The organism is Desulfoprunum benzoelyticum (assembly GCF_014201505.1).
Taxonomy (GTDB): domain Bacteria; phylum Desulfobacterota; class Desulfobulbia; order Desulfobulbales; family Desulfocapsaceae; genus Desulfoprunum; species Desulfoprunum benzoelyticum.
Genome location: NZ_JACHEO010000002.1, coordinates 18,911 through 37,751 on the forward strand (window position 1 = coordinate 18,911; position 18,841 = coordinate 37,751).

At 61.5% G+C, this 18,841-nt stretch carries 19 protein-coding genes; 11 read left to right on the forward strand and 8 right to left on the reverse strand.

Going from position 1 to position 18,841, the window contains the following annotated elements:
- Window positions 1-21 precede the first annotated feature (21 nt).
- From HNQ81_RS02585 to HNQ81_RS02615, 7 genes are read left to right on the forward strand one after another with little or no spacing between them, the layout of a single operon-like run.
- A complete protein-coding gene (locus HNQ81_RS02585) occupies window positions 22-1,296 on the forward strand; it encodes an aminomethyl transferase family protein (protein WP_183348041.1) in 1,275 nt (424 codons plus the stop codon).
- A 22-nt stretch (window positions 1,297-1,318) separates the two neighbouring features.
- On the forward strand, window positions 1,319-1,714 hold the full coding sequence (gene gcvH, locus HNQ81_RS02590; RefSeq protein WP_183348043.1) for a glycine cleavage system protein GcvH: 396 nt from the start codon (window positions 1,319-1,321) through the stop codon (window positions 1,712-1,714).
- A gap of 3 nt (window positions 1,715-1,717) precedes the next feature.
- The gene (gene gcvPA, locus HNQ81_RS02595) at window positions 1,718-3,052 is read left to right on the forward strand and encodes an aminomethyl-transferring glycine dehydrogenase subunit GcvPA (RefSeq protein WP_183348045.1); all 1,335 of its coding nucleotides are present in this window, start codon (window positions 1,718-1,720) and stop codon (window positions 3,050-3,052) included.
- Window positions 3,049-4,506: an aminomethyl-transferring glycine dehydrogenase subunit GcvPB gene (gene gcvPB / locus HNQ81_RS02600; protein WP_183348046.1), complete on the forward strand. Its 1,458-nt coding sequence runs from the start codon at window positions 3,049-3,051 to the stop codon at window positions 4,504-4,506. Before gcvPA ends, gcvPB begins: the two co-directional genes overlap by 4 nt.
- A gap of 2 nt (window positions 4,507-4,508) precedes the next feature.
- Complete coding sequence (gene lipB / locus HNQ81_RS02605) at window positions 4,509-5,189, forward strand: lipoyl(octanoyl) transferase LipB (RefSeq protein ID WP_183348047.1); 681 nt, start codon at window positions 4,509-4,511, stop codon at window positions 5,187-5,189.
- Window positions 5,189-6,145, forward strand: a complete 957-nt coding sequence (lipA, locus tag HNQ81_RS02610) for a lipoyl synthase (RefSeq protein ID WP_183348048.1) — start codon at window positions 5,189-5,191, stop codon at window positions 6,143-6,145. Before lipB ends, lipA begins: the two co-directional genes overlap by 1 nt.
- A complete protein-coding gene (locus tag HNQ81_RS02615) occupies window positions 6,123-6,698 on the forward strand; it encodes a hypothetical protein (protein WP_183348049.1) in 576 nt (191 codons plus the stop codon). The genes lipA and HNQ81_RS02615 overlap by 23 nt, the downstream gene beginning before the upstream one ends.
- Window positions 6,699-6,708: 10 nt before the next feature.
- On the opposite strand, the gene HNQ81_RS02620 is transcribed toward HNQ81_RS02615, so the two are convergent.
- The 8 genes from HNQ81_RS02620 to HNQ81_RS02655 all read right to left on the reverse strand — a co-directional run bounded on the left by HNQ81_RS02620 (window position 6,709) and on the right by HNQ81_RS02655 (window position 12,342).
- Complete coding sequence (locus tag HNQ81_RS02620; protein WP_183348050.1) at window positions 6,709-7,554, reverse strand: metal ABC transporter permease; 846 nt, start codon at window positions 7,552-7,554, stop codon at window positions 6,709-6,711.
- Window positions 7,547-8,308 (reverse strand): metal ABC transporter ATP-binding protein, encoded by a 762-nt coding sequence (locus HNQ81_RS02625; protein ID WP_183348052.1) that lies wholly within the window; start codon window positions 8,306-8,308, stop codon window positions 7,547-7,549. The genes HNQ81_RS02620 and HNQ81_RS02625 overlap by 8 nt, the downstream gene beginning before the upstream one ends.
- A complete protein-coding gene (locus HNQ81_RS02630; protein WP_183348054.1) occupies window positions 8,305-9,207 on the reverse strand; it encodes a metal ABC transporter solute-binding protein, Zn/Mn family in 903 nt (300 codons plus the stop codon). The genes HNQ81_RS02625 and HNQ81_RS02630 overlap by 4 nt, the downstream gene beginning before the upstream one ends.
- Before the next feature lie 12 nt (window positions 9,208-9,219).
- Window positions 9,220-9,495 carry a ribbon-helix-helix domain-containing protein gene (locus HNQ81_RS02635; protein WP_183348056.1) on the reverse strand — a complete coding sequence of 92 codons (276 nt, stop codon included), beginning with the start codon at window positions 9,493-9,495 and terminating at the stop codon, window positions 9,220-9,222.
- Window positions 9,496-9,736: 241 nt separating this feature from the next.
- Window positions 9,737-10,324 (reverse strand): peptidoglycan-associated lipoprotein Pal, encoded by a 588-nt coding sequence (gene pal, locus HNQ81_RS02640; RefSeq protein WP_240191784.1) that lies wholly within the window; start codon window positions 10,322-10,324, stop codon window positions 9,737-9,739.
- Window positions 10,325-10,330: 6 nt separating this feature from the next.
- Window positions 10,331-10,717, reverse strand: coding sequence for a hypothetical protein (locus HNQ81_RS02645; protein ID WP_183348057.1), 387 nt, complete (start codon window positions 10,715-10,717; stop codon window positions 10,331-10,333).
- Between the two features lie 23 nt (window positions 10,718-10,740).
- On the reverse strand, window positions 10,741-11,091 hold the full coding sequence (locus HNQ81_RS02650) for a hypothetical protein (protein ID WP_183348058.1): 351 nt from the start codon (window positions 11,089-11,091) through the stop codon (window positions 10,741-10,743).
- Between the two features lie 141 nt (window positions 11,092-11,232).
- The gene (locus HNQ81_RS02655; protein ID WP_183348059.1) at window positions 11,233-12,342 is read right to left on the reverse strand and encodes a hypothetical protein; all 1,110 of its coding nucleotides are present in this window, start codon (window positions 12,340-12,342) and stop codon (window positions 11,233-11,235) included.
- 636 nt (window positions 12,343-12,978) lie between these two features.
- On the opposite strand from HNQ81_RS02655, the gene HNQ81_RS02660 reads away from it, so the two are divergent.
- The 4 genes from HNQ81_RS02660 to HNQ81_RS02675 all read left to right on the forward strand — a co-directional run bounded on the left by HNQ81_RS02660 (window position 12,979) and on the right by HNQ81_RS02675 (window position 18,813).
- Window positions 12,979-14,874 (forward strand): propionyl-CoA synthetase, encoded by a 1,896-nt coding sequence (locus tag HNQ81_RS02660; RefSeq protein WP_183348060.1) that lies wholly within the window; start codon window positions 12,979-12,981, stop codon window positions 14,872-14,874.
- Between the two features lie 102 nt (window positions 14,875-14,976).
- Window positions 14,977-16,134: an ADP-forming succinate--CoA ligase subunit beta gene (gene sucC / locus HNQ81_RS02665; RefSeq protein ID WP_183348061.1), complete on the forward strand. Its 1,158-nt coding sequence runs from the start codon at window positions 14,977-14,979 to the stop codon at window positions 16,132-16,134.
- Window positions 16,135-16,265: 131 nt separating this feature from the next.
- Window positions 16,266-17,138 (forward strand): succinate--CoA ligase subunit alpha, encoded by an 873-nt coding sequence (sucD, locus tag HNQ81_RS02670; protein WP_183348062.1) that lies wholly within the window; start codon window positions 16,266-16,268, stop codon window positions 17,136-17,138.
- A gap of 124 nt (window positions 17,139-17,262) precedes the next feature.
- Complete coding sequence (locus HNQ81_RS02675; protein ID WP_183348064.1) at window positions 17,263-18,813, forward strand: acyl-CoA carboxylase subunit beta; 1,551 nt, start codon at window positions 17,263-17,265, stop codon at window positions 18,811-18,813.
- Window positions 18,814-18,841: the final 28 nt, after the last annotated feature.

Below are 18,841 nucleotides of genomic sequence, written 5' to 3' on the forward strand. Positions count from 1 at the left end.
GACAACAGGCGAGGTGAGACGATGGACGAATCGCGAACGACGCCGCTGCATCGATGGCATCTCGAACATGGAGCCAACATGGCCCGCTTCGGGGGCTATGACATGCCGCTGTGGTATCCGGCCGGGGCCAGGGCCGAACACCTGGCGGTCATCGAAGCCGCCGGGATCTTCGACACCAGCCACATGGCGGTGCTCGGTCTGCGGGGGGACGGGGCGAGGGACCTGCTCCAGCGCAGCTTCACCAAGGACCTGGACCGCTGCCAGGGCCGGGACAAGGGCCCGCTGCCAGTCGGCCGCGGCGTCTACGGGGTCTTTCTCGCCGCCGACGGTACGGTCATCGATGACGCCATCGTCTACCGCCTGGATCAGGCGGCGTGGATGGTGGTGGTCAACGCCGGCATGGGAGCGTTGGTGGGCGGTCATCTCGAGCGCCAGGGCGGGGCCGGGGTCCGGATCACCGACTATTCCGACCGCCTCGGCAAGATGGACCTCCAGGGGCCGTTGGCCGCCAGGATCCTCGCCGCGGTTCTCCATGACCCTGGTCCGGTCCTGGCCGGCATGAGGTATTTTTCCTGCAAGGGCGGCTTCGGTGAGATACAGACCCCGATGCCGGTGCGACTGCGCGACGGTACGCCGCTGCTGCTGTCGCGGACCGGCTACACCGGTGAGTTCGGTTTCGAGCTGTTCGTCGCCGGCGACCGGATCGAGCCGCTGTGGCAGACGGTGCTGGCCGCCGGCAGGGATCTCGGCCTGCTGCCCTGCGGCCTGGCCGCCCGCGACTCGCTCCGCACCGGCGCGGTTCTGCCTCTGTCCCATCAGGACATCGGCCCGTGGCCCTTCGTCAACAATCCCTGGCTGTTCGCCCTGCCGTGGGGCGACGGGGGCAAGGGCTTCAGCAAGGATTTCCTCGGCGCCCAGGCCCTGCGCGACGATCCGGGCGATGCGTTCACCCTGCCCTTTGCCGGCTTCGATCCGCGAAAGATCACGGTCGGAAAAGACACCTTTGTAACCGATCTGCGAGGTGATACAATAGGTCAGGTCCTGACCTGCGTCACCGATATGGCGATCGACCGGGTCGGTGCGATCATCGTCAGCAAGGCGACTCCACCCGCCGCGGGCCGGCCCGCCGACTTCAAGCCGCGCGGTCTCAGCTGCGGTTTCATCAAGGTCAACCGGCCGTTGGCTATCGGCGACGTGGTCGTGATCACCGACGGCCGGCGGCGGATCAGAGTCGAGATCCGCAACGACATCCGGCCCCACAGGTCGGCGCGGCACCCCATAACCTCAATGCTGTAAAACCGATTGGAGGATGGAGACGATGAAGGATTTGAGCGAACTCGATTTTCCCGAGACCGTGCGCTACACCGAGGATCACGAATGGGCGGCCGTCGACGGCGAGGTCGTGCGGATCGGGGTCAGCGACTACGCCCAGGATCAGCTGGGGGATATTGTCTATGTCGAGATGCCGGAGATCGGCGACATCTTCGAGAAGGGCGACGAGTTCGGCACCCTGGAGTCGGTGAAGGCCGTTTCCGAGATCTATATGCCGGTGGGCGGCGAGGTCGTTGCGGTCAACGAGGTCCTGGTCGACACGCCGGAATTGATCAACCAGGACCCGTACGGCGCCTGGATTGTCGAGATCCGGGCGACCGATGTCGGCGAGTATGATGAGCTGATGTCGGCCGAGGACTATATCGAGATGCTGAGGGGCTGAGCCATGCGCTATCTGCCCCATACGCCGGAAGAAATCCGGGAGATGCTGGCGGCGATCGGTCGCTCCGACCTCGACGATCTGTTCATCTCGATTCCGGCCGACTGCCGCTGCGACGGGGTGATTGCGGTCCCGGCGGCGCTGACCGAGTGGCAGCTGAGCGACCTGATGCGGGACATCGCCGCGACGATGACCGTTCGTCCGGATCACTGCGTGCTGGTCGGGGCCGGCCGCTACCATCACCACATCCCGGAGATCGTGCGCTCCCTCGCCGGCCGCTCGGAGTTCCTGACCTCCTATACCCCCTATCAACCGGAGATGGCCCAGGGCACCCTGCAGGGCATCTTCGAGTACCAGACCCTGACTGCCCGGCTGCTCGGCCTCGACGTCGCCAACGCCTCCCTCTATGACGGCGCCTCGGCCCTGGCCGAGGGGCTGCTGATGGGCCTGAGGATCGTCAAGCGCAGTCGCCGGGTGGCGGTTTCGACCGCCGTTCATCCCCACTATCGCGAAGTCGTCAGGTCCTACCTGCGGCCGACCGGCTACGAGATCATCGACCTGCCGTTCGGCGCCGACGGCCGCACAGACCTTTCCCTGCTGCAGGGGATCGACGGCCTGGCGGCGGTGGCCCTCCAGTCCCCCAACTTCTTCGGCGTGGTCGAGGACCTCGCCCGGGCCGCAGATCCCGTCCATGATGCCGGGGCGCTGCTGGTTACGGCGTTCACCGAACCACTGGCCTACGGGCTGTACCGCAACCCCGGCCAGGACGGGGCCGATATCGCCTGCGGCGAAGGGCAGAGCCTCGGCCTGCCGGTGTCGTTCGGCGGGGCGGCGCTCGGCATGTTCGCCTGCCGCGGCGAGTTTGTCCGCAGCATGCCGGGGCGGCTGGTCGGGGAGACCGTCGATTGCGAGGGCCGGCGCGGCTACGTCCTGACACTGTCGACCCGCGAACAGCATATCCGCCGCGAGAAGGCGACCTCGAACATCTGCTCGAACCAGGGCCTGTGCGCGCTGACGACGGCGATCTACATGGCCGCGCTCGGCGGCGGCGGCCTGCGGCAGCTGGCCAGGCAAAACTACGATCGGAGCGAATATCTCAAGGCCGGACTGGTCGGGGCCGGGGCCGAACTGGTGTTCGGCGGCCCGACCTTCAATGAGTTCGTTCTCCGCTTCGGCGACGATTTTGCGCCGGTGCGGCAACGGCTGCAGGAGCGGGGGATCGTCGCCGGAATCGAGCTCGGCGCCTCCTATCCGCAGCTTGCCGACTGCTGGCTGTTCTGTGTCACCGAAAAGGCGATGAAGAGGGATCTGGACACGGTCATCAGCGAGGTGCGGCCATGAACGGGATCGTCGGGGCCAGCGGCCTGATACTGGATGAACTCCTGCTGTGGGAAAAGGGCGGCAAGGGGAGGCGGGGGATGAGCATGGTGGCGGCCGAGGTGCCGGAGGCGCCGATCGCCCCCGAGCTCTGCGGCGAGGGCCCCGATTTCCCCGACCTCAGCGAGATCGACGTGGTGCGCCATTACACCCGCCTGTCGCAGTGGAACTTCGGCGTCGATTCCGGCATGTACCCGCTCGGGTCCTGCACGATGAAGTACAACCCCAAGCTCAATGACCGTCTGGCGGCGACGCCGGAGATCGCCTGCGTCCACCCGATGCTCGACGATGCCAGTTGCCAGGGGGTGCTGCGGATCATGTTCGAGCTCCAGCAGTTCCTGGCGGCGATCACCGGCCTCGATGCCGTTTCGCTCCAGCCGGCGGCCGGGGCCCAGGGGGAACTGGCGGGGATGCTGATCTTTGCCGCCTGGTTTCAAAGCCGCGGTGAGCGTCGGACCAAGATCCTGATCCCGGACACCGCCCACGGCACCAACCCGGCCAGTGCCGCCCTCTGCGGCTTCACCCCTGTGCCGCTGAAGTCCGGCGCCGACGGCCGGCTGGCGGTCGAGACGGTGGCGGCGGCGATGGACGGCGAAACCGCCGGCATCATGCTCACCAATCCCAACACCCTCGGCATCTTCGAGAGCAATATCCGTGCGATCGCCGATGTCGTCCACTCCGGTGGCGGTCTGGTCTACGGCGACGGCGCCAACATGAACGCCGTCATGGGCATCGCCGATGCCGGCAAATGCGGCATCGACGTCATGCACCTCAACCTCCATAAGACCTTTTCGACCCCGCATGGCGGCGGGGGGCCGGGGGCCGGGCCGGTCTGCGTGGTGCGGGTGCTGGAGCCGTTTCTGCCGGGGCCGCGGGTCGTGCAGGACGACGGCGGCTACCGCCTGGCCGCCGGCGGCCCGGAGTCGATCGGCCGACTCCATGCCTTCCACGGCAATTTCAGCGTCCTGGTCCGGGCCTGGGCCTATATCCGCAGCATGGGGCCGGAGAATCTGCGCCAGGCCAGCCGGCTGGCGGTGCTGAACGCCAATTATCTCAAGGAACGGCTCAAGGGGACGCTGCACCTGCCCTACGACCAGCCGAGCCTGCACGAGTGCGTCTTCTCCGATCTGCTGCAGCACGGCGCCGGGGTCACGACCCTCGATATCGCCAAACGGCTGATCGATTACGGCTACCATCCGCCGACGATCTATTTTCCGCTGGTGGTGCCGGGGGCGATCATGATCGAGCCCACCGAGACCGAATGCCGGGATGATCTCGACCAGTTTGTCGCCGCGCTCAAGGCCGTGGTCCAGGAGGCTCGGGACAACCCCGAGCTGCTGCGCCAGGCGCCGGTGCGCACCAAGGTCCGGCGGCTCGACGAGACCCGGGCCGCCCGCCATCCCTGCCTCCGCGGTTAGCGATGGCGATCCGGCTCTGCCGCCTGGGGCTGGTCGACTACCAGGCCGTGCACCAGCTGCAGCTGCGGCTGGTCGCGGCGCGGCTGGCGGGAGCGGAGGACGACGTCATCCTGGTGACCGAACACCCGCCGGTGTTCACCCTCGGCCGGCGCGGCCGTCGTGACCATCTGCTGGTCTCCGAATCCTTTCTCGCCGCGCACGGGATCGAGTTGATCCATATCGAGCGGGGCGGCGATATCACCTACCACGGCCCGGGGCAACTTGTCATCTATCCGGTGCTCGATCTCCGGCGGCTGCGCCGCTCGATCACCGAGCATGTCGGCGCTCTGGAGGAGCTGATGCTGCGCCTGGCCGCCGACTGCGGCGTTACCGCCGTCCGCGATGGCCGCGGCCGCGGGATCTGGTGCGGCGGCGCCAAGCTCGGCAGCGTCGGCATCGCCGTCCGCCACGGTGTCGCCTGCCACGGGCTGGCGCTCAATGTCGCTCCGGACCTGCTGCCCTTCACCTGGATCAATCCCTGCGGACTGAGCGGGGTGCGGATGACCTCGCTGGCCAGGGAGAGCGGCCGGGAGGTGACTGTTCATTGGGTCACCCGGCACCTGCTGCAGATCCTGCAGGACCTGCTCGGCCGGCCGGTTGCAGCGATCGACCGCCTCGAGCTGCCGTGGCCGGAGGTGGCCTGATGGGTTGCGATCAGGCGGGGCTCAGGGGCGGCAAACCCTCGTGGCTGCGGCGGCGGCTGCCCTCCGGTCCGGAATACGAAAAGATGCGGCAACTGCTGCGGACCAGGGAATTGCATACCGTCTGCCAGGAGGCCCACTGTCCGAACCAGTTCGAGTGCTACGCCAGGGGCGCCGCCACCTTCATGATCCTCGGCGACCGCTGCAGCCGCAGCTGCCGGTTCTGCGCCGTGCGCCACGAACCGCCGGGGCCGCTCGATCCGGGTGAACCGGAGCGGGTGGCCGAGGCGGTGGCGCTGCTCGGCCTCCGTTATGTGGTGATCACCTCGGTGACCCGGGACGATCTCCCCGACGGCGGGGCCTCGGTCTTTGCCGCCACCATCGAGGCAATCAGGGAGAAGAAGCCGACGGCCCTGATCGAGGTGCTGATCCCCGATCTCCAGGGGGACCGGCGGGCCCTCGAGACTATCCTCGCCGCCGGTCCCCAGGTGCTGAACCACAACGTCGAAACGGTGCCCCGCCTCTATCCCCAAGTCCGGCCCCAGGCCCGCTACGCCCGCTCGCTCGGATTGCTGGCGGCGGCCAAACTTTCGCGGCCGCAGCTGATCTGCAAATCCGGATTGATGCTCGGTCTCGGCGAAACCGGGGATGAACTGCGGCTGGTCTGGGGCGATCTGGTCCGGGCCGGCTGCGATCTGCTGACCATGGGCCAGTATCTTCAGCCGTCGGCCGCCAACCTGCCGGTTGCCCGCTTCCTGCCGCCCGCAGAATTCGCCAGGCTGCGGGAGAAGGCCCTGGCCTGCGGGTTTGCCGGCGTCGCCGCCGGACCCTTCGTTCGCAGTTCGTATCAGGCTGAAGCGCTCTACCGGCAAACTCCGGCTCTTTTTAAGGGAAAAGGCGATTCAGAAAACCGCAACTCAACCTTTGGTGCCGCATATGGAACCAACCACACCGGATAACAAAGCGTATCCACAATCGTCTGGACATTTCCGCCTGCCGACGATGCTGATGATCGCCGTTTGCGGCTTCTTGTCGCTGTTTCTGGCCGGATGCTCGGGGGAAAGCGAACTGGCGGCGGAGGGAGGGGGGATCAGGGCCTGTGGGCTGGTTACCCAGGCCGAGATGGAGACGATCATCGGTCGGCCGATGCAGATTCCCGAGGAGAAAACACAGAGAGACTCAACGACCTGTACCTATGTCAGTACCGAGGAGACCGACGGGACCGAATATGACGTGATGGTTTCCGTTTCCCTGTTTGTCAGCGCCCATGGTGATGCTGATGCCGCTGTTGCGTATGAACGGTATGTCACAAGCCTGAAAAAGGGGGCCGGCCTGGAGATGACGGAGGTTCAGGGTATCGGCCGAAAGGCCTGCTGGAACGAGGATGTCAGACAGCTGACGGTGTTTACCGATCGTCACATGTTGCTGTTGTCGGCCGGTCCGGGCGGCCAGGGGACACTTGAGATCAGCCGCAGAATAGTCGATACGGCATTGTCCCGTCTGCCGAAATAGAGAGAGACCGTCACTTGCGACCCACCGCCTTCAGGCCGAGGAGGGCGAGGAGATAGGCCGCCGCGGCAAAGAGAATGATGACCGGGCCGCTCGGCAGGTCAAGGCTGTAGCTCGTCCCCAGGCCGAGAATGACGAAGAGGATGCAGAAGACTGTCGACAGCACCATCATCTGCAGAATATTGCGGGCAAAATTACCGGCGATGGCCGCCGGCAGGGTCAACAGGGCAATGACCATGACGATGCCGACGATTCGCACCAGCAGGACGATGGTCAACGCCACCAGGCAGAGCAGCAGCAGGTACAGCCAGTGGGTGCGGATGCCGCGCAGCTGGGCGTATTCCTCGTCGAAGCAGATGGCGAGAAAGGTGTTGTAAAAAAAACCGATGATGCCGATGACCAGGACGTCAAGGGCGAGAACGAGATAGAAGTCGGTTCGGGTGATGAGCAGGATATTGCCGAAAAGGTAGCTCATCGGGTCGCTGTAGCCCGGGGTTTTGGCGATGAACAGGAGGCCGGCGGCCATCCCGACCGACCACAGGGCGCCGATGACGCTGTCCTCGCGCTGTTTGGCGTACATGCTGACCACCGCCAGAATCAGCGAGGCCAGGAGGGCGACGACGATGGCCCCGTGCAGCGGCCCGAACCAACTGATGCCGAGGGCGTTCTGGAGATAAAGCCCGGCCCCGACCCCGCCGAGGATGCAGTGGGAGATGGCGCCGGCGATGTAGCTGATGCGGCGGACCACGACGTAGGTGCCGATCACGCCGAAGGGGATCGAGGCGAAGATCCCGGTGAGCACGGCATAGCGGAAGAAGGGAAGGCTGGGATCGGTGAGGGCCGCGAGAAACTCAATCATGGCGATGCCCCTCCTCGCTGCAGCGGTGGTCGTGCCTGATCATCTGCAGGTCACCGCCGTACATCTCCTGGATCAGCTGGCCGGTCAATCGGCTGGTCGGATGGACCACGACCTGGCGGTTGACGCAGGCGATACGCTTGAAAAAACTCGAGGCGAAACCGACCTCGTGGGTCACCATCAGGATCGTCATCCGCTCGTTGAGCCCCTTCAGCAGGTCGAGAAACCGGACCTCCGATTCGTGGTCGATATTGGCCGTCGGTTCGTCAAGGATCAGGATATCGCCGCCGGAGGCCAAAGCCCGGGCAATCAGTGTCCGCTGCCGTTGGCCGCCGGAGATCGAGGCGAAGGGCCGTGCCGCCAGATCGGCGAGCCCGGTCTGGCCAAGGGCGGCCATGGCCTGGTCGCGGTCCTGCGGGGAATACCGATTGCGCAGGGTTCCGGCCAGCCTTCCCATCATCACCACGTCGAGCACCGAAATCGGAAACTGCGGGTCGTATTTGGCGTACTGCGGTACATAGCCGATGCGCTGGCGCTCCTCTTCCGGGCTCCGGCCGAAGATGCGGATGATGCCGCGATCAGGGGACAGGAGGCCGAGAATCAGCTTGATCAACGTGGTCTTGCCGCCGCCGTTGGGGCCGACGATGCAGATCGAGTCTCCCCGCCAGATATCGAGGCGGACATTGCAGAGGATCTGGATATCGTCGTAAGCAAACGACAGATCCCGGATCGTTATGGCGGCGGTCTCTTCGTTCATGGTCGTGACTGATGGTCATGGCTGAGGGCTTTGGTGATCCGGGCCGCCATGGTCCGGAGGTTGGCGGCGACATCCTCGGCGAGAGGGTCGAGCGGTTCGACCACCCCGTCGATGGCGCGAGCCACGGCGGTGGCGCTCCTGCTGTCGAACTGGGGCTGGGCGAAGATGATCCGCACCTGGTCCCGCCTGGCCCTGGCGATCAGGGCCGCCAACTGCTTCGGTGTAGGCGATTTGCCGGATACTTCCACCGCTTCCTGGTGCAGTCCGTACTCCCTGGCGAAGTAGCCGAAGGAGGGATGAAAGACATAGAAAAAGGTGCCTGTGAACGGCGCAAGTTCCAGGGAAAGCTCGTGATGGAGTTGCTGCAGCGTGGCGACGGTCTGGTGCAGATTCTTCCGGTAGCTGGTGGCATGGTCGGGATCGGCGTCGCTCATCGCCCTGGCCATGATCTCCGCCATCCGGATCAGATTCGGGGGCGACAGCCAGACATGGGGGTCAACCCCACCGTGATGGCGGTCGCCGTGGTTCTTACTTTCCCGTCCATGCTCACCGATCGCGATCCGGCTGATCGCTGTCGTCGTATCGATCAGCGTCAGACCGGCGACGGCGGCATCGAGCCTCCGGGTGATCTGCTGCTCAAACTCCATCCCGATGGTGAAATACAGCTTCGAGCGGGAGATACCGGTAATCTGCTTCGGCGTCGGTTCGAAGGTGTGGGGATCCTGTCCCCTGGCGACCAGAACAGTGGTGATCACATGTTCGCCGCCGATCTGGTCGCTCAGCCATTTCTGGGGCGGAATCGAGACGGCGACCTGAAGCGGGGCCGTCATCGCCGTCGAGGTCAGGGCGAGCAGGAAGAACAGGATCAGGAATCCGGTTCGCAGTAGCGGTGTTGCCATGCTGTCTCCAGTCTATTGCAAATCGTTACGGTGGCCGTCATTGCAGACGAAATGGACGGCATTGCATTCGTGGCACCGCTCCAGGGTATGCATGGTGAGGAAATGTTCCCAGTGCCGACGTTGTTTTATGTTGAGGACGCCGGTGCCCTGACACAGCGGACAGTCCTGGGCGAGGGCGGCGAGGAGTGCCCGACGGATGAACTCCGACTTGTTGGCGATACCGTCAAGCCGATTGGCCAGATCGGCGTCGGCCTTGAAGGTAAAGATGCGTTCTTTGGTGTTGCCCATACCGGTTCTCCTCGGAGTCGATGATTTCGGTAATACCAGGTAATACAATAGAGGAGGAAAATCAAGCGGGGAGGCGCGTCGATCCGGGCATCGCCCGAATGCAGATCTTGTCTGAAGCCATAGCCAGGGATTCGGCTGTCCGCTGAAAAAAGATGGCCTGATGCACCGGGGTGCATCAGGCCATGGCGAATTCCCTTCGGCCGACAGGCGGAGCTCTGCCTGTCGGCACGGCGGTGAAAAACTATTGCTCGATGACGAAATCATCCCGGCGGTTCTCGGCCCAGGATGCCTCCCCGCTGGTGGGGAAGAGCGGCCGTTCCTCGCCGTAACTCTCGGTTCTCAGGCGGGATGGATCGACGCCAAGCTGAACGAGATACTCCCTGGCGCTCTGCGCCCGTCTTTCTCCCAGGGCGAGGTTGTACTCACTCGTTCCCCGTTCGTCGCAGTTGCCCTCGACAACGACCTTGACCTCGGGATTCTCGAGCATGTAGCGGGCATTTTGGCGGAGACGTTCCCCCTGATCTGGGCTGATTGTGAACTGGTCAAAATCGAAATAGACCGGCAGCAGCGGCTTGGTCGACCGGCCGTACATCTTCTTGTACTCGTCGTCCTGGTTTCCCATCAGGCTGAAATCGTCCTTGCCGGCATTGTCGAGCAGGTCGTTCTCGGCCAGACCCTCCATCTCCGTGCTCACCTGGCCATCGGTGCCGATGCCCTGGGCCTCCGGCTTGGTGGCCGGGATCGGGGTGCCTTTTTTACACGAGGTGATCACGCTGACGGAAAGGATCAAACAGAAGACCAGACAGATTGTGCGCATAGTGGTGTTCATGGCGGCTCACTGATTGGATTTGATGAGTCTCGGTGTCCAGAAAATCACACCCTGTTCGTCGTACTCGTCGAGAAACTGCTGGCCGTTCCATTCCTTGACCTGGTCAAGGTAGCCGTTGCGCATGACCTTGAAACTGACCCGGTCCCCGGAATCCATTTCATCCCCCTCGATCAGGCTGACCCCGGCGAAGGGCGTCTGGCCCAGATATATCCAGGGGGCCGGCCTGTCGGCCCTCAGTTTGTCGATCTTGTACACCAGGAAGGACCCTTCCGGTTCGCTGTGGATCTTGAGGTTGATGTAGCCCCGGGAACTGCAGCCGCCGAGTAGCAGCAGCAGGGAGAGCAGCAGGCAGGTGAGAAGGCCGGGAACGGGGAATAAGGTGGTCGTTCGCATGCGGTCGGTATCCTTTGCGGTGGTCATTGCTTTTCAAGTTCAACCGTGATGTCGACGGCATTGGCCTTGGCCTCCGCCTCCGATCGATGCCGGTGGTTGATCCAGATTGTCGATATCTTGTCGATATAACCTTGCTTGCGGAGTTGCAGGGTGACCTGTTCGGCTGTGCCTTCCTCGCCTTTCCAGACGACCCGGGCCGGGGTCGTGCCGATCTGGGAATTGTCGCGGAGGTTGACGATCGCCGCCCCCTCGGGGGAGCTGGTGATATTGGCGGCGCCGTACATCGTCTGGGAACAACCGGTCAGGACGAGGAGGGCGAGACAGATCCCGGTCGGGATGACGGCTCGCCGAATCTGGCAGCAGACTGTGTGCATGGAATGCTCCTGTGAAAGTTTTTGTCTAATGAAAGGGTATACTCTGCATTTTGAAAGATCAACCGAGAAACGCCATCGGCAAAACATGGCCGCCGTCAATATCTCTCGGACGGTTGCCGTTTCAGTCCATCGATTCGTTTATCATCGGTCACGCTGGAAGAAGAGGGAAAGGAAGTACAGATAGAGCGAGATGGTGATCAGGGCGGCGGTCAGGCTGGTTTTGCCGAGCGGCGCCATGATCCCGAGCGCTATCCAGTGGATGCCGATAACCCGGAGCGAATTGACCCGCAGCGGGAAATCGTTCCAGCGGATCAACACCAGCATGCCGCTCAGACTCCAGCCGTAGAGGGCGAGGTAGCTGTGACTGTTGAGCAGCAGGCGGCCCCAGGTGGCATAGGGGCCGGGAAAGTGGGCCAGGATGATGTAGAGGACCCCGGTGATGCCGGTGAACAGCAGAAAAAACATGCCGGAAAGGAGAAAATGTTTCTGCTGCACCGGCCGGCCGTAGCGGAGAAAGAAGACGAGCATCAGGGCGACGACGACAAAGAGCGCGGTGGCGATGGCGAATTTGGCGACTGCCATCGATTTGAGGATGAAGACGAAAAAGATCACCACCCCCAGGGTGATGAACCAGAAGAAAAAGTTCAGCAGCATCCTCGGCAGAGGCGCCGCGGACTCTTCGACAAAGGAGAACATCACCGACATCGACAGCAGCGACAGGGGGAAGGAGTAGCCGAGAAAGAAGAGGTTGAGGGTCAGGTTCTTGTTGGCGATCCAGTGCAGGGCGTCATTGTTGACGACAACGAAGGCGGCGATGACCAGGGCGATGGAGAGGCAGAGGATCGCGGCGTGGTGAAACTTGTCGACGATCGGCGTCCGGGTGGAGATGAGATCGACCGGGACGAAGGGAAACTTCTGGATCCGGATCGATTCCACCACGAAGGCGAGGACCACCGAGATGATCGCCGCCGGCAGGTACATCTCGAGAAACGCGAAAAGGGCGTAGAGAAGACTGAGGACGAAGAAACCGTAAGCTCTCGACGACGGTTGCGCCGTGTTTTCAGTGTGGTAAATGACAACGAAACCGCCGCTGCAGAGATTGAAGAGGAAGATGTGCAATCGTTCGAAGTTGCGGTTGGAAATCAGGTCGGCAAACCCGAAGATAAAGGCGGCGATCATCACCGTCAACAGGGTCAGGCGAAGTCGACGTTCCTTGAAGAACTGGGGGTGTACTGGTTCGTGAAGGATCATGACGATATCATACCCGGCCTTTTCGCCAAATCCATCCCTTTTCCGTTCTCGGAACACGGCCTTTTTTTGTAACACGGTGCTGCTTTACGTAAAGAACAACATTCTGCCTGTCCTGATGTTGCTGGAATCATTGGATTGATATGATGGGTCGCGCTGGGCAATATGATTGGGACATCATCGACGATCATGTTGTCCAGGAGTGAAAAAATCAAATAAAACCAAGCTATATATGTGATATGAATTTTTCTTGAGGAGTTGAGGGTACATCGGCGATCAATCCACCCTCGAAATGACGTTCTTGAAAATTTTGTCTAATAGAATACAAATGGTAACATTGTTACGCATCGATCTGAAGGGGTCAAATGGTATTTTAATATTCCACATGAAAACATATCATTGTATTTATTGAGATGACATATTGGTGATTTTTTGCGTGAACTTCTTGATTTACGGCTAATAAGGTATGGTTGATGTAATAGCTTGAATTTTCTTAAAAATGTCACTTCATTGTTTTTGCTGATGGAAAAGGATGGTAACAATGTTTAATTCAACCCTTGAAGATTGAATTTCTTTACTGTATACATGGGGAAGGCAGCAGGACAGACAGCTAACATTCAGACCAGATGAGGAGTGCTTATGAGTAATTTTGATTCTGTGTTCCAGAGTAGTGTGCAAAACCGCGAAGCGTTTTGGGCCGAAGCTGCAAAGGGTATTACCTGGTACAAACAGTACGACAAGGTGCTCGATTCCTCCAATCCGCCGTTCTATCGCTGGTTCGTCGGCGGCAAGATGAATACCTGCTACAATGCTGTCGATCGTCACGTGGAAAATGGCCGGGCCGATCAAACCGCCATCATCTATGACAGCCCCGTGACCAATACCATCGCCAAGATCACCTACAAGGAACTGCAGGAGCGGGTCGCTCTCTTTGCCGGGGCCTTGCAGAGTCAGGGGGTGACCAAAGGCGATACGGTCGTCATCTACATGCCGATGATCCCGGAGGCGGCGGTAGCGATGCTTGCCTGTGCCAGGCTGGGAGCCATTCATTCCGTCGTCTTTGGCGGTTTTGCCGCCCATGAGCTTGCAATCCGTATCGATCATGCCCAGCCCAAACTCATCATCACCGCCTCCGGGGCGATCGAGGGCAAAAAAGTTCTCGCCTACAAACCGCTGGTCGACAGCGCCATCGATCAGTCCGTTCATGAAGTAAAGAAGGTCATTCTCTTTCAGCGCGACATCATCAAATCGGAGATGAAAGAGGGTCGGGATTTCGACTGGAACGAGCTGGTGGCGGCCAGCAAGCCGGTCGGCTGTGTCGAACTGGATGCCACCGACCCGCTTTACATCCTCTATACCTCCGGCACGACCGGGATGCCGAAGGGGGTGTTGCGGGATAACGGTGGTCATGCCGTTGCCCTGCTCTGGACGATGAAGAATCTGTACAACATCAACCCCGGTGAGGTCTGGTGGTCAGCCTCGGATGTCGGCTGGGTCGTCGGTCACTCCTATATCGTCTATGCCCCGCTGATCCAGGGTTCCACCACCATCCTCTATGAGGGCAAACCGATCGGCACTCCCGACGCCGGGGCCTTCTGGCGGGTCATCTCCCAGCATGGGGTGAAGAGTCTGTTTACCGCCCCGACCGCCTTCCGGGCGATCAAGAAGGAAGACCCGAACGGCGAGTATTTCAAGAAATACGATACCTCCTGTTTCGAGTGCCTCTACCTCGCCGGCGAACGTCTCGATCCCGACACCCTGCACTGGGCCGAAAAACTGATCGGGGTCCCCGTCATCGACCACTGGTGGCAGACCGAGACCGGCTGGGCCATCGTCGGCAATTGCCGCGGTATCGAGGAATTGCCGGTCAAGGAAGGGTCGCCGACCAAGGCTCTGCCCGGTTACGATGTCCACATCGTCAATGAGGAAGGGACCGAACTTGCGGCCGGCCAGGAGGGCAACATCGTCATCAGGCTGCCGCTGCCTCCCGGCAACCTCGTCACGCTGTGGCGCAACGACGAGCGGTTTGTCAAGTCCTACATGACCAAGTTTCCCGGTTATTATGATACCAGCGACGGCGGCTATATCGACCAGGACGGCTATGTCTATGTCATGGGGCGGATGGACGACGTCATCAATGTCGCCGGCCACCGGCTCTCCACCGGGGCGATGGAGGAGATCATCTCCAACCATCCCGATGTCGCCGAGTGTGCCGTCTTCGGCACCCATGACGATCTGAAGGGCCAGCTGCCGCTCGGTCTCTTTGTCGTCAAGGCCGGCGTCACCAGAAGCAGCGACGAGATAAAGGAGGAACTGGTCAGGATGGTCCGCGACGCCATCGGCCCGATTGCCTGTTTCCGCGATGCGACCCAGGTCGCAAGACTGCCGAAGACCCGTTCCGGCAAGATCCTGCGCGGGACCATGCGGGCCATCGCCGGCGGCAAGGATTACAATATGCCGTCGACCATCGATGATCCGGCGATCCTCGATGAAATCACGGCCACCCTCGCGAAAATGGGATACCCCAAACGCTGAGAACGGCAACAACCGGGCTGTGCATCGAAGGGGTGCCGGCCCGGTTGTTCTGTTTTCGGCAGAAACACGGACGGAGGTCTTCCGTCCGCTTGAGGAATTTTTATGAAGATTCACGAATACCAGGCGAAAGAGTTGTTCCGGAAGTACAGCGTACCGGTCCCTGAAGGAAGTGTCTGCGAGACGGTCGCCGAGGTGGTGGAGTTGGCCGGAACCATGGGATTCCCGGTGGCGGTCAAGGCGCAGATCCATGCCGGCGGCCGTGGCAAGGGCGGTGGCGTCAAGGTCGCCAGATCGGCGGAAGAGGTCGAGACCGCTGCCGGCGCCATCCTCGGCATGCAGCTGGTCACCAAACAGACCGGGCCGGAAGGGCGATTGGTCAGGAAGGTGCTGGTGGAGAAGGGCGTCCGGATCAAGAAAGAACTTTATCTCTCCATCATCCCGAACCGGGAGACCGCGAGCATCACCATCATCGCCAGTCAGGACGGCGGGATGGATATCGAGGAGGTGGCTGAAAAGTCGCCGGAGCGGATCATCAAGGTGTCCGTCAACCCCCTCGTCGGCATCCAGGGCTTCCATCTCCGCCAGGTCTGCTTCGGCCTCGAACTCGATCCGGCGCTGATGAAGTCGGTCTCGGCAGTACTGAGAAACCTGTACCGACTGTTTGTCGATTACGATTGCTCGCTGGTCGAGATCAATCCGCTGATCATCACCGAGGACAACGCGATCATCGCCCTCGATGCGAAGATGGATATCGACTCCAACTCCCTGTTCCGCCACCCCGATGTCGTCGCGATGCACGATCCTTTCGAGGACGATCCGGCCGAGGCCGAGGCGGCGAAGTTCAACCTCAATTACATCAAGCTCGACGGCAACGTCGGCAACATGGTCAACGGTGCCGGCCTGGCGATGGCGACGATGGACATCATCAAGCAGGCCGGGGCCTCTCCCGCCAACTTCCTCGATGTCGGCGGCGGAGCCAACGCCGAGATGGTGGAGAACGGCTTCCGCATCATCCTCGCCGACCCCAACGTCAAGGGCATCCTGATCAACATCTTCGGCGGCATCCTCCGTTGCGACGTGCTGGCCCAGGGCGTGGTCCAGGCGGCCCAGCATGTCAACCTCAGCGTTCCGGTGGTCGTGCGCATGGAGGGGACCAACGTCGACGAAGGTCGCCGCATCCTGGCCGAGTCGGGGATGAAGCTGATCAATGCGACCGACCTGGCCGATGCCGCCAGCAAGGTGGCGGAGATCGTGGCCTGATCGAATCGTCGCGGTTCAATTACCATATCCGAGGCCGTAAAATCAGCTTTCAGCGATCCCGGTCCCGGTACACATTTCGGAATTGTCTGCATTCAAGGGAGCGGGAGCTCCATTACCACTAGAGGCATGAGATGAGTATCCTCGTTAATTCAGAGACCCGTGTTCTTGTGCAGGGTATCACCGGCAAGGAAGGGCAGTTTCACGCCCGGCAGTGTATCGAATACGGGACCAGGGTCGTTGCCGGCGTGACCCCCGGCAAGGGCGGGCAGTTCATGGATTCGGTCCCGGTCTTCGATACGGTCAGATCGGCACGGCAGCAGACCGGCGCCAACGCCTCGATGATCCTGGTACCCCCGCCCTTCGCCGCCGAAGCCATCCTCGAGGCGGCCGATGCCGGCATCGAACTGATAGTCTGCATCACCGAAGGAATCCCCGTTCTCGATATGCTTCGAGTCAAAAATTATCTCGGCCAGACTCCATCGCGCTTGATCGGACCGAACTGTCCCGGTATCATCACCCCGGGTGAGTGCAAGATCGGCATCATGCCCGGGGCGATCCACAAACCGGGTGGCCCGGTGGGGGTCGTTTCCCGCTCTGGAACCCTGACCTATGAGGTCGTGCACCAGCTCACCAAGGTCGGCCTCGGCCAGACCACGTGCATCGGCATCGGCGGTGACCCGGTCAACGGCACGGGCTTCATCGACTGTCTCGAGCGCTTCAATGCCGATCCAAAAACCGAGGCGGTGGTCATGGTCGGCGAGATCGGCGGCAATGCCGAAGAGAAGGCATCGGCCTGGATCAAAGAGAACATGAAGAAACCGGTGGTTGGCTTTATCGCCGGGCTCACTGCTCCGCCGGGCAGGCGGATGGGCCATGCCGGCGCCATCGTCAGCGGCGGCCAGGGTACCGCCGCAGCCAAAATCACGGCAATGGAAGAGAGTGGTCTCTATGTCTGCAAGGATCTTGGCAGCCTCGGCCGCCTCTGCAAAGAGGCATTTTCCTGATTCCGAATCGGCACTATCGATGAGGAAATGATGCAGGCCCTGGCGTGCCTTCCGGTTGGTTGTTTTGCCGGCCTGCATTCGATGACAGAAAGCATCCCGATCGTTTGACCATGATGGAGAGGATATGAATACGCAGAATCGGCTGGACCACCTTGTCCGACTCAGGGAGCAGGCCCGCCTGGGTGGCGGTCAGGACAAGATCGACAAAGTGCACACTCAGGGGAAAATGACGGCCAGGGAGCGCATCGAACTGCTGCTTGATCCCGGATCGTTTGAAGAATTCGATATGTTCAAGACCCATCGCTGCCGTGATTTCGGCATGGAGGAGACGGTCTTTCCGGGTGACGGCGTGGTCACCGGCCATGGCACTATCGATGGGCGGATCGTCTATGTCTTTGCCCAGGATTTCACCGTTCTCGGCGGCTCGCTGTCCGAGACCTTTGCCGAAAAGATCTGCAAGATCATGGATCTGGCAATGAAAAACGGGGCCCCGGTCATCGGTCTCAACGATTCCGGCGGCGCCCGGATCCAGGAGGGCATCGAGAGCCTGGCCGGATATACCGAGATCTTCCTGCGCAATGTCATGGCCTCGGGGGTGGTGCCGCAGATTTCGGCGATTTTCGGGCCCTGTGCCGGCGGGGCGGTGTATTCTCCGGTCCTGACCGACTTCGTGGTCATGGTGCAGAACAATTCCTACATGTTCCTGACCGGCCCCAAGGTCGTCAAGTCGGTGACCCATGAGGATGTCACCGTTGAAGAACTTGGCGGGGCGGCGATGCACTCCTCGCGCAGCGGCGTCTCCGATTACGCCGCCACCTCGGGAGTCGATGCCATCAACTATATCAGGAGGATGGTGTCCTATCTGCCTCAAAACAATCTCGAGACGACACCGCTCCAGCCCTGCGACGATCCGCCGGGCCGTGCGGCCGAGCACCTCAACGCGATCATCCCGGAAAACCCCAACGCCGCCTATAACATGAAGGAGATCATTCTCCACACCGTTGACGGCGGTGAATTTTTCGAAGTCAAGGAAATGTTCGCGCCGAACCTGATCGTCGGCTTTGCCCGCTATAACGGCGTCAGCGTCGGGATCGTGGCCAACCAACCGGCCTATCTCTCCGGGGTCCTGGATATCGATTCGTCAATCAAGGGGGCGAGGTTCGTCCGCTTCTGCGACTGCTTCAATATCCCTATCGTGACCTTCGTCGATGTCCCTGGCTTTCTGCCGGGAACGGCCCAGGAGTATGGCGGAGTCATCCGCAATGGCGCCAAGATCCTCTACGCCTATGCCGAGGCGACGGTACCGAAAATCACCGTCATCACCCGCAAGGCCTATGGCGGGGCCTACTGCGTGATGTCTTCGAAGCATCTCCGCGGCGATATCAACTACGCCTGGCCCTCGGCCGAGATTGCGGTCATGGGCGCACGCGGGGCAGTCGAGGTCCTGTACGGGCGGCAGGCGCGAAAGGCGGAGAATGCCGTCGAATTTCTGGCGGACAAGGAAAAGGAATATCAGAATACGGTAGCCAACCCTTATGTGGCGGCCCAGCGCGGATATATCGACGACATTATCGAACCTTCAGTGACGCGTTCGCGCATCATCAGGGCCCTTGGCCTGCTGCAGAACAAGCGGGACAGCAATCCGATGAAGAAGCACGGTAATATTCCACTGTAACCCGAGGAGAAGGTATCCGGGGAGCGAT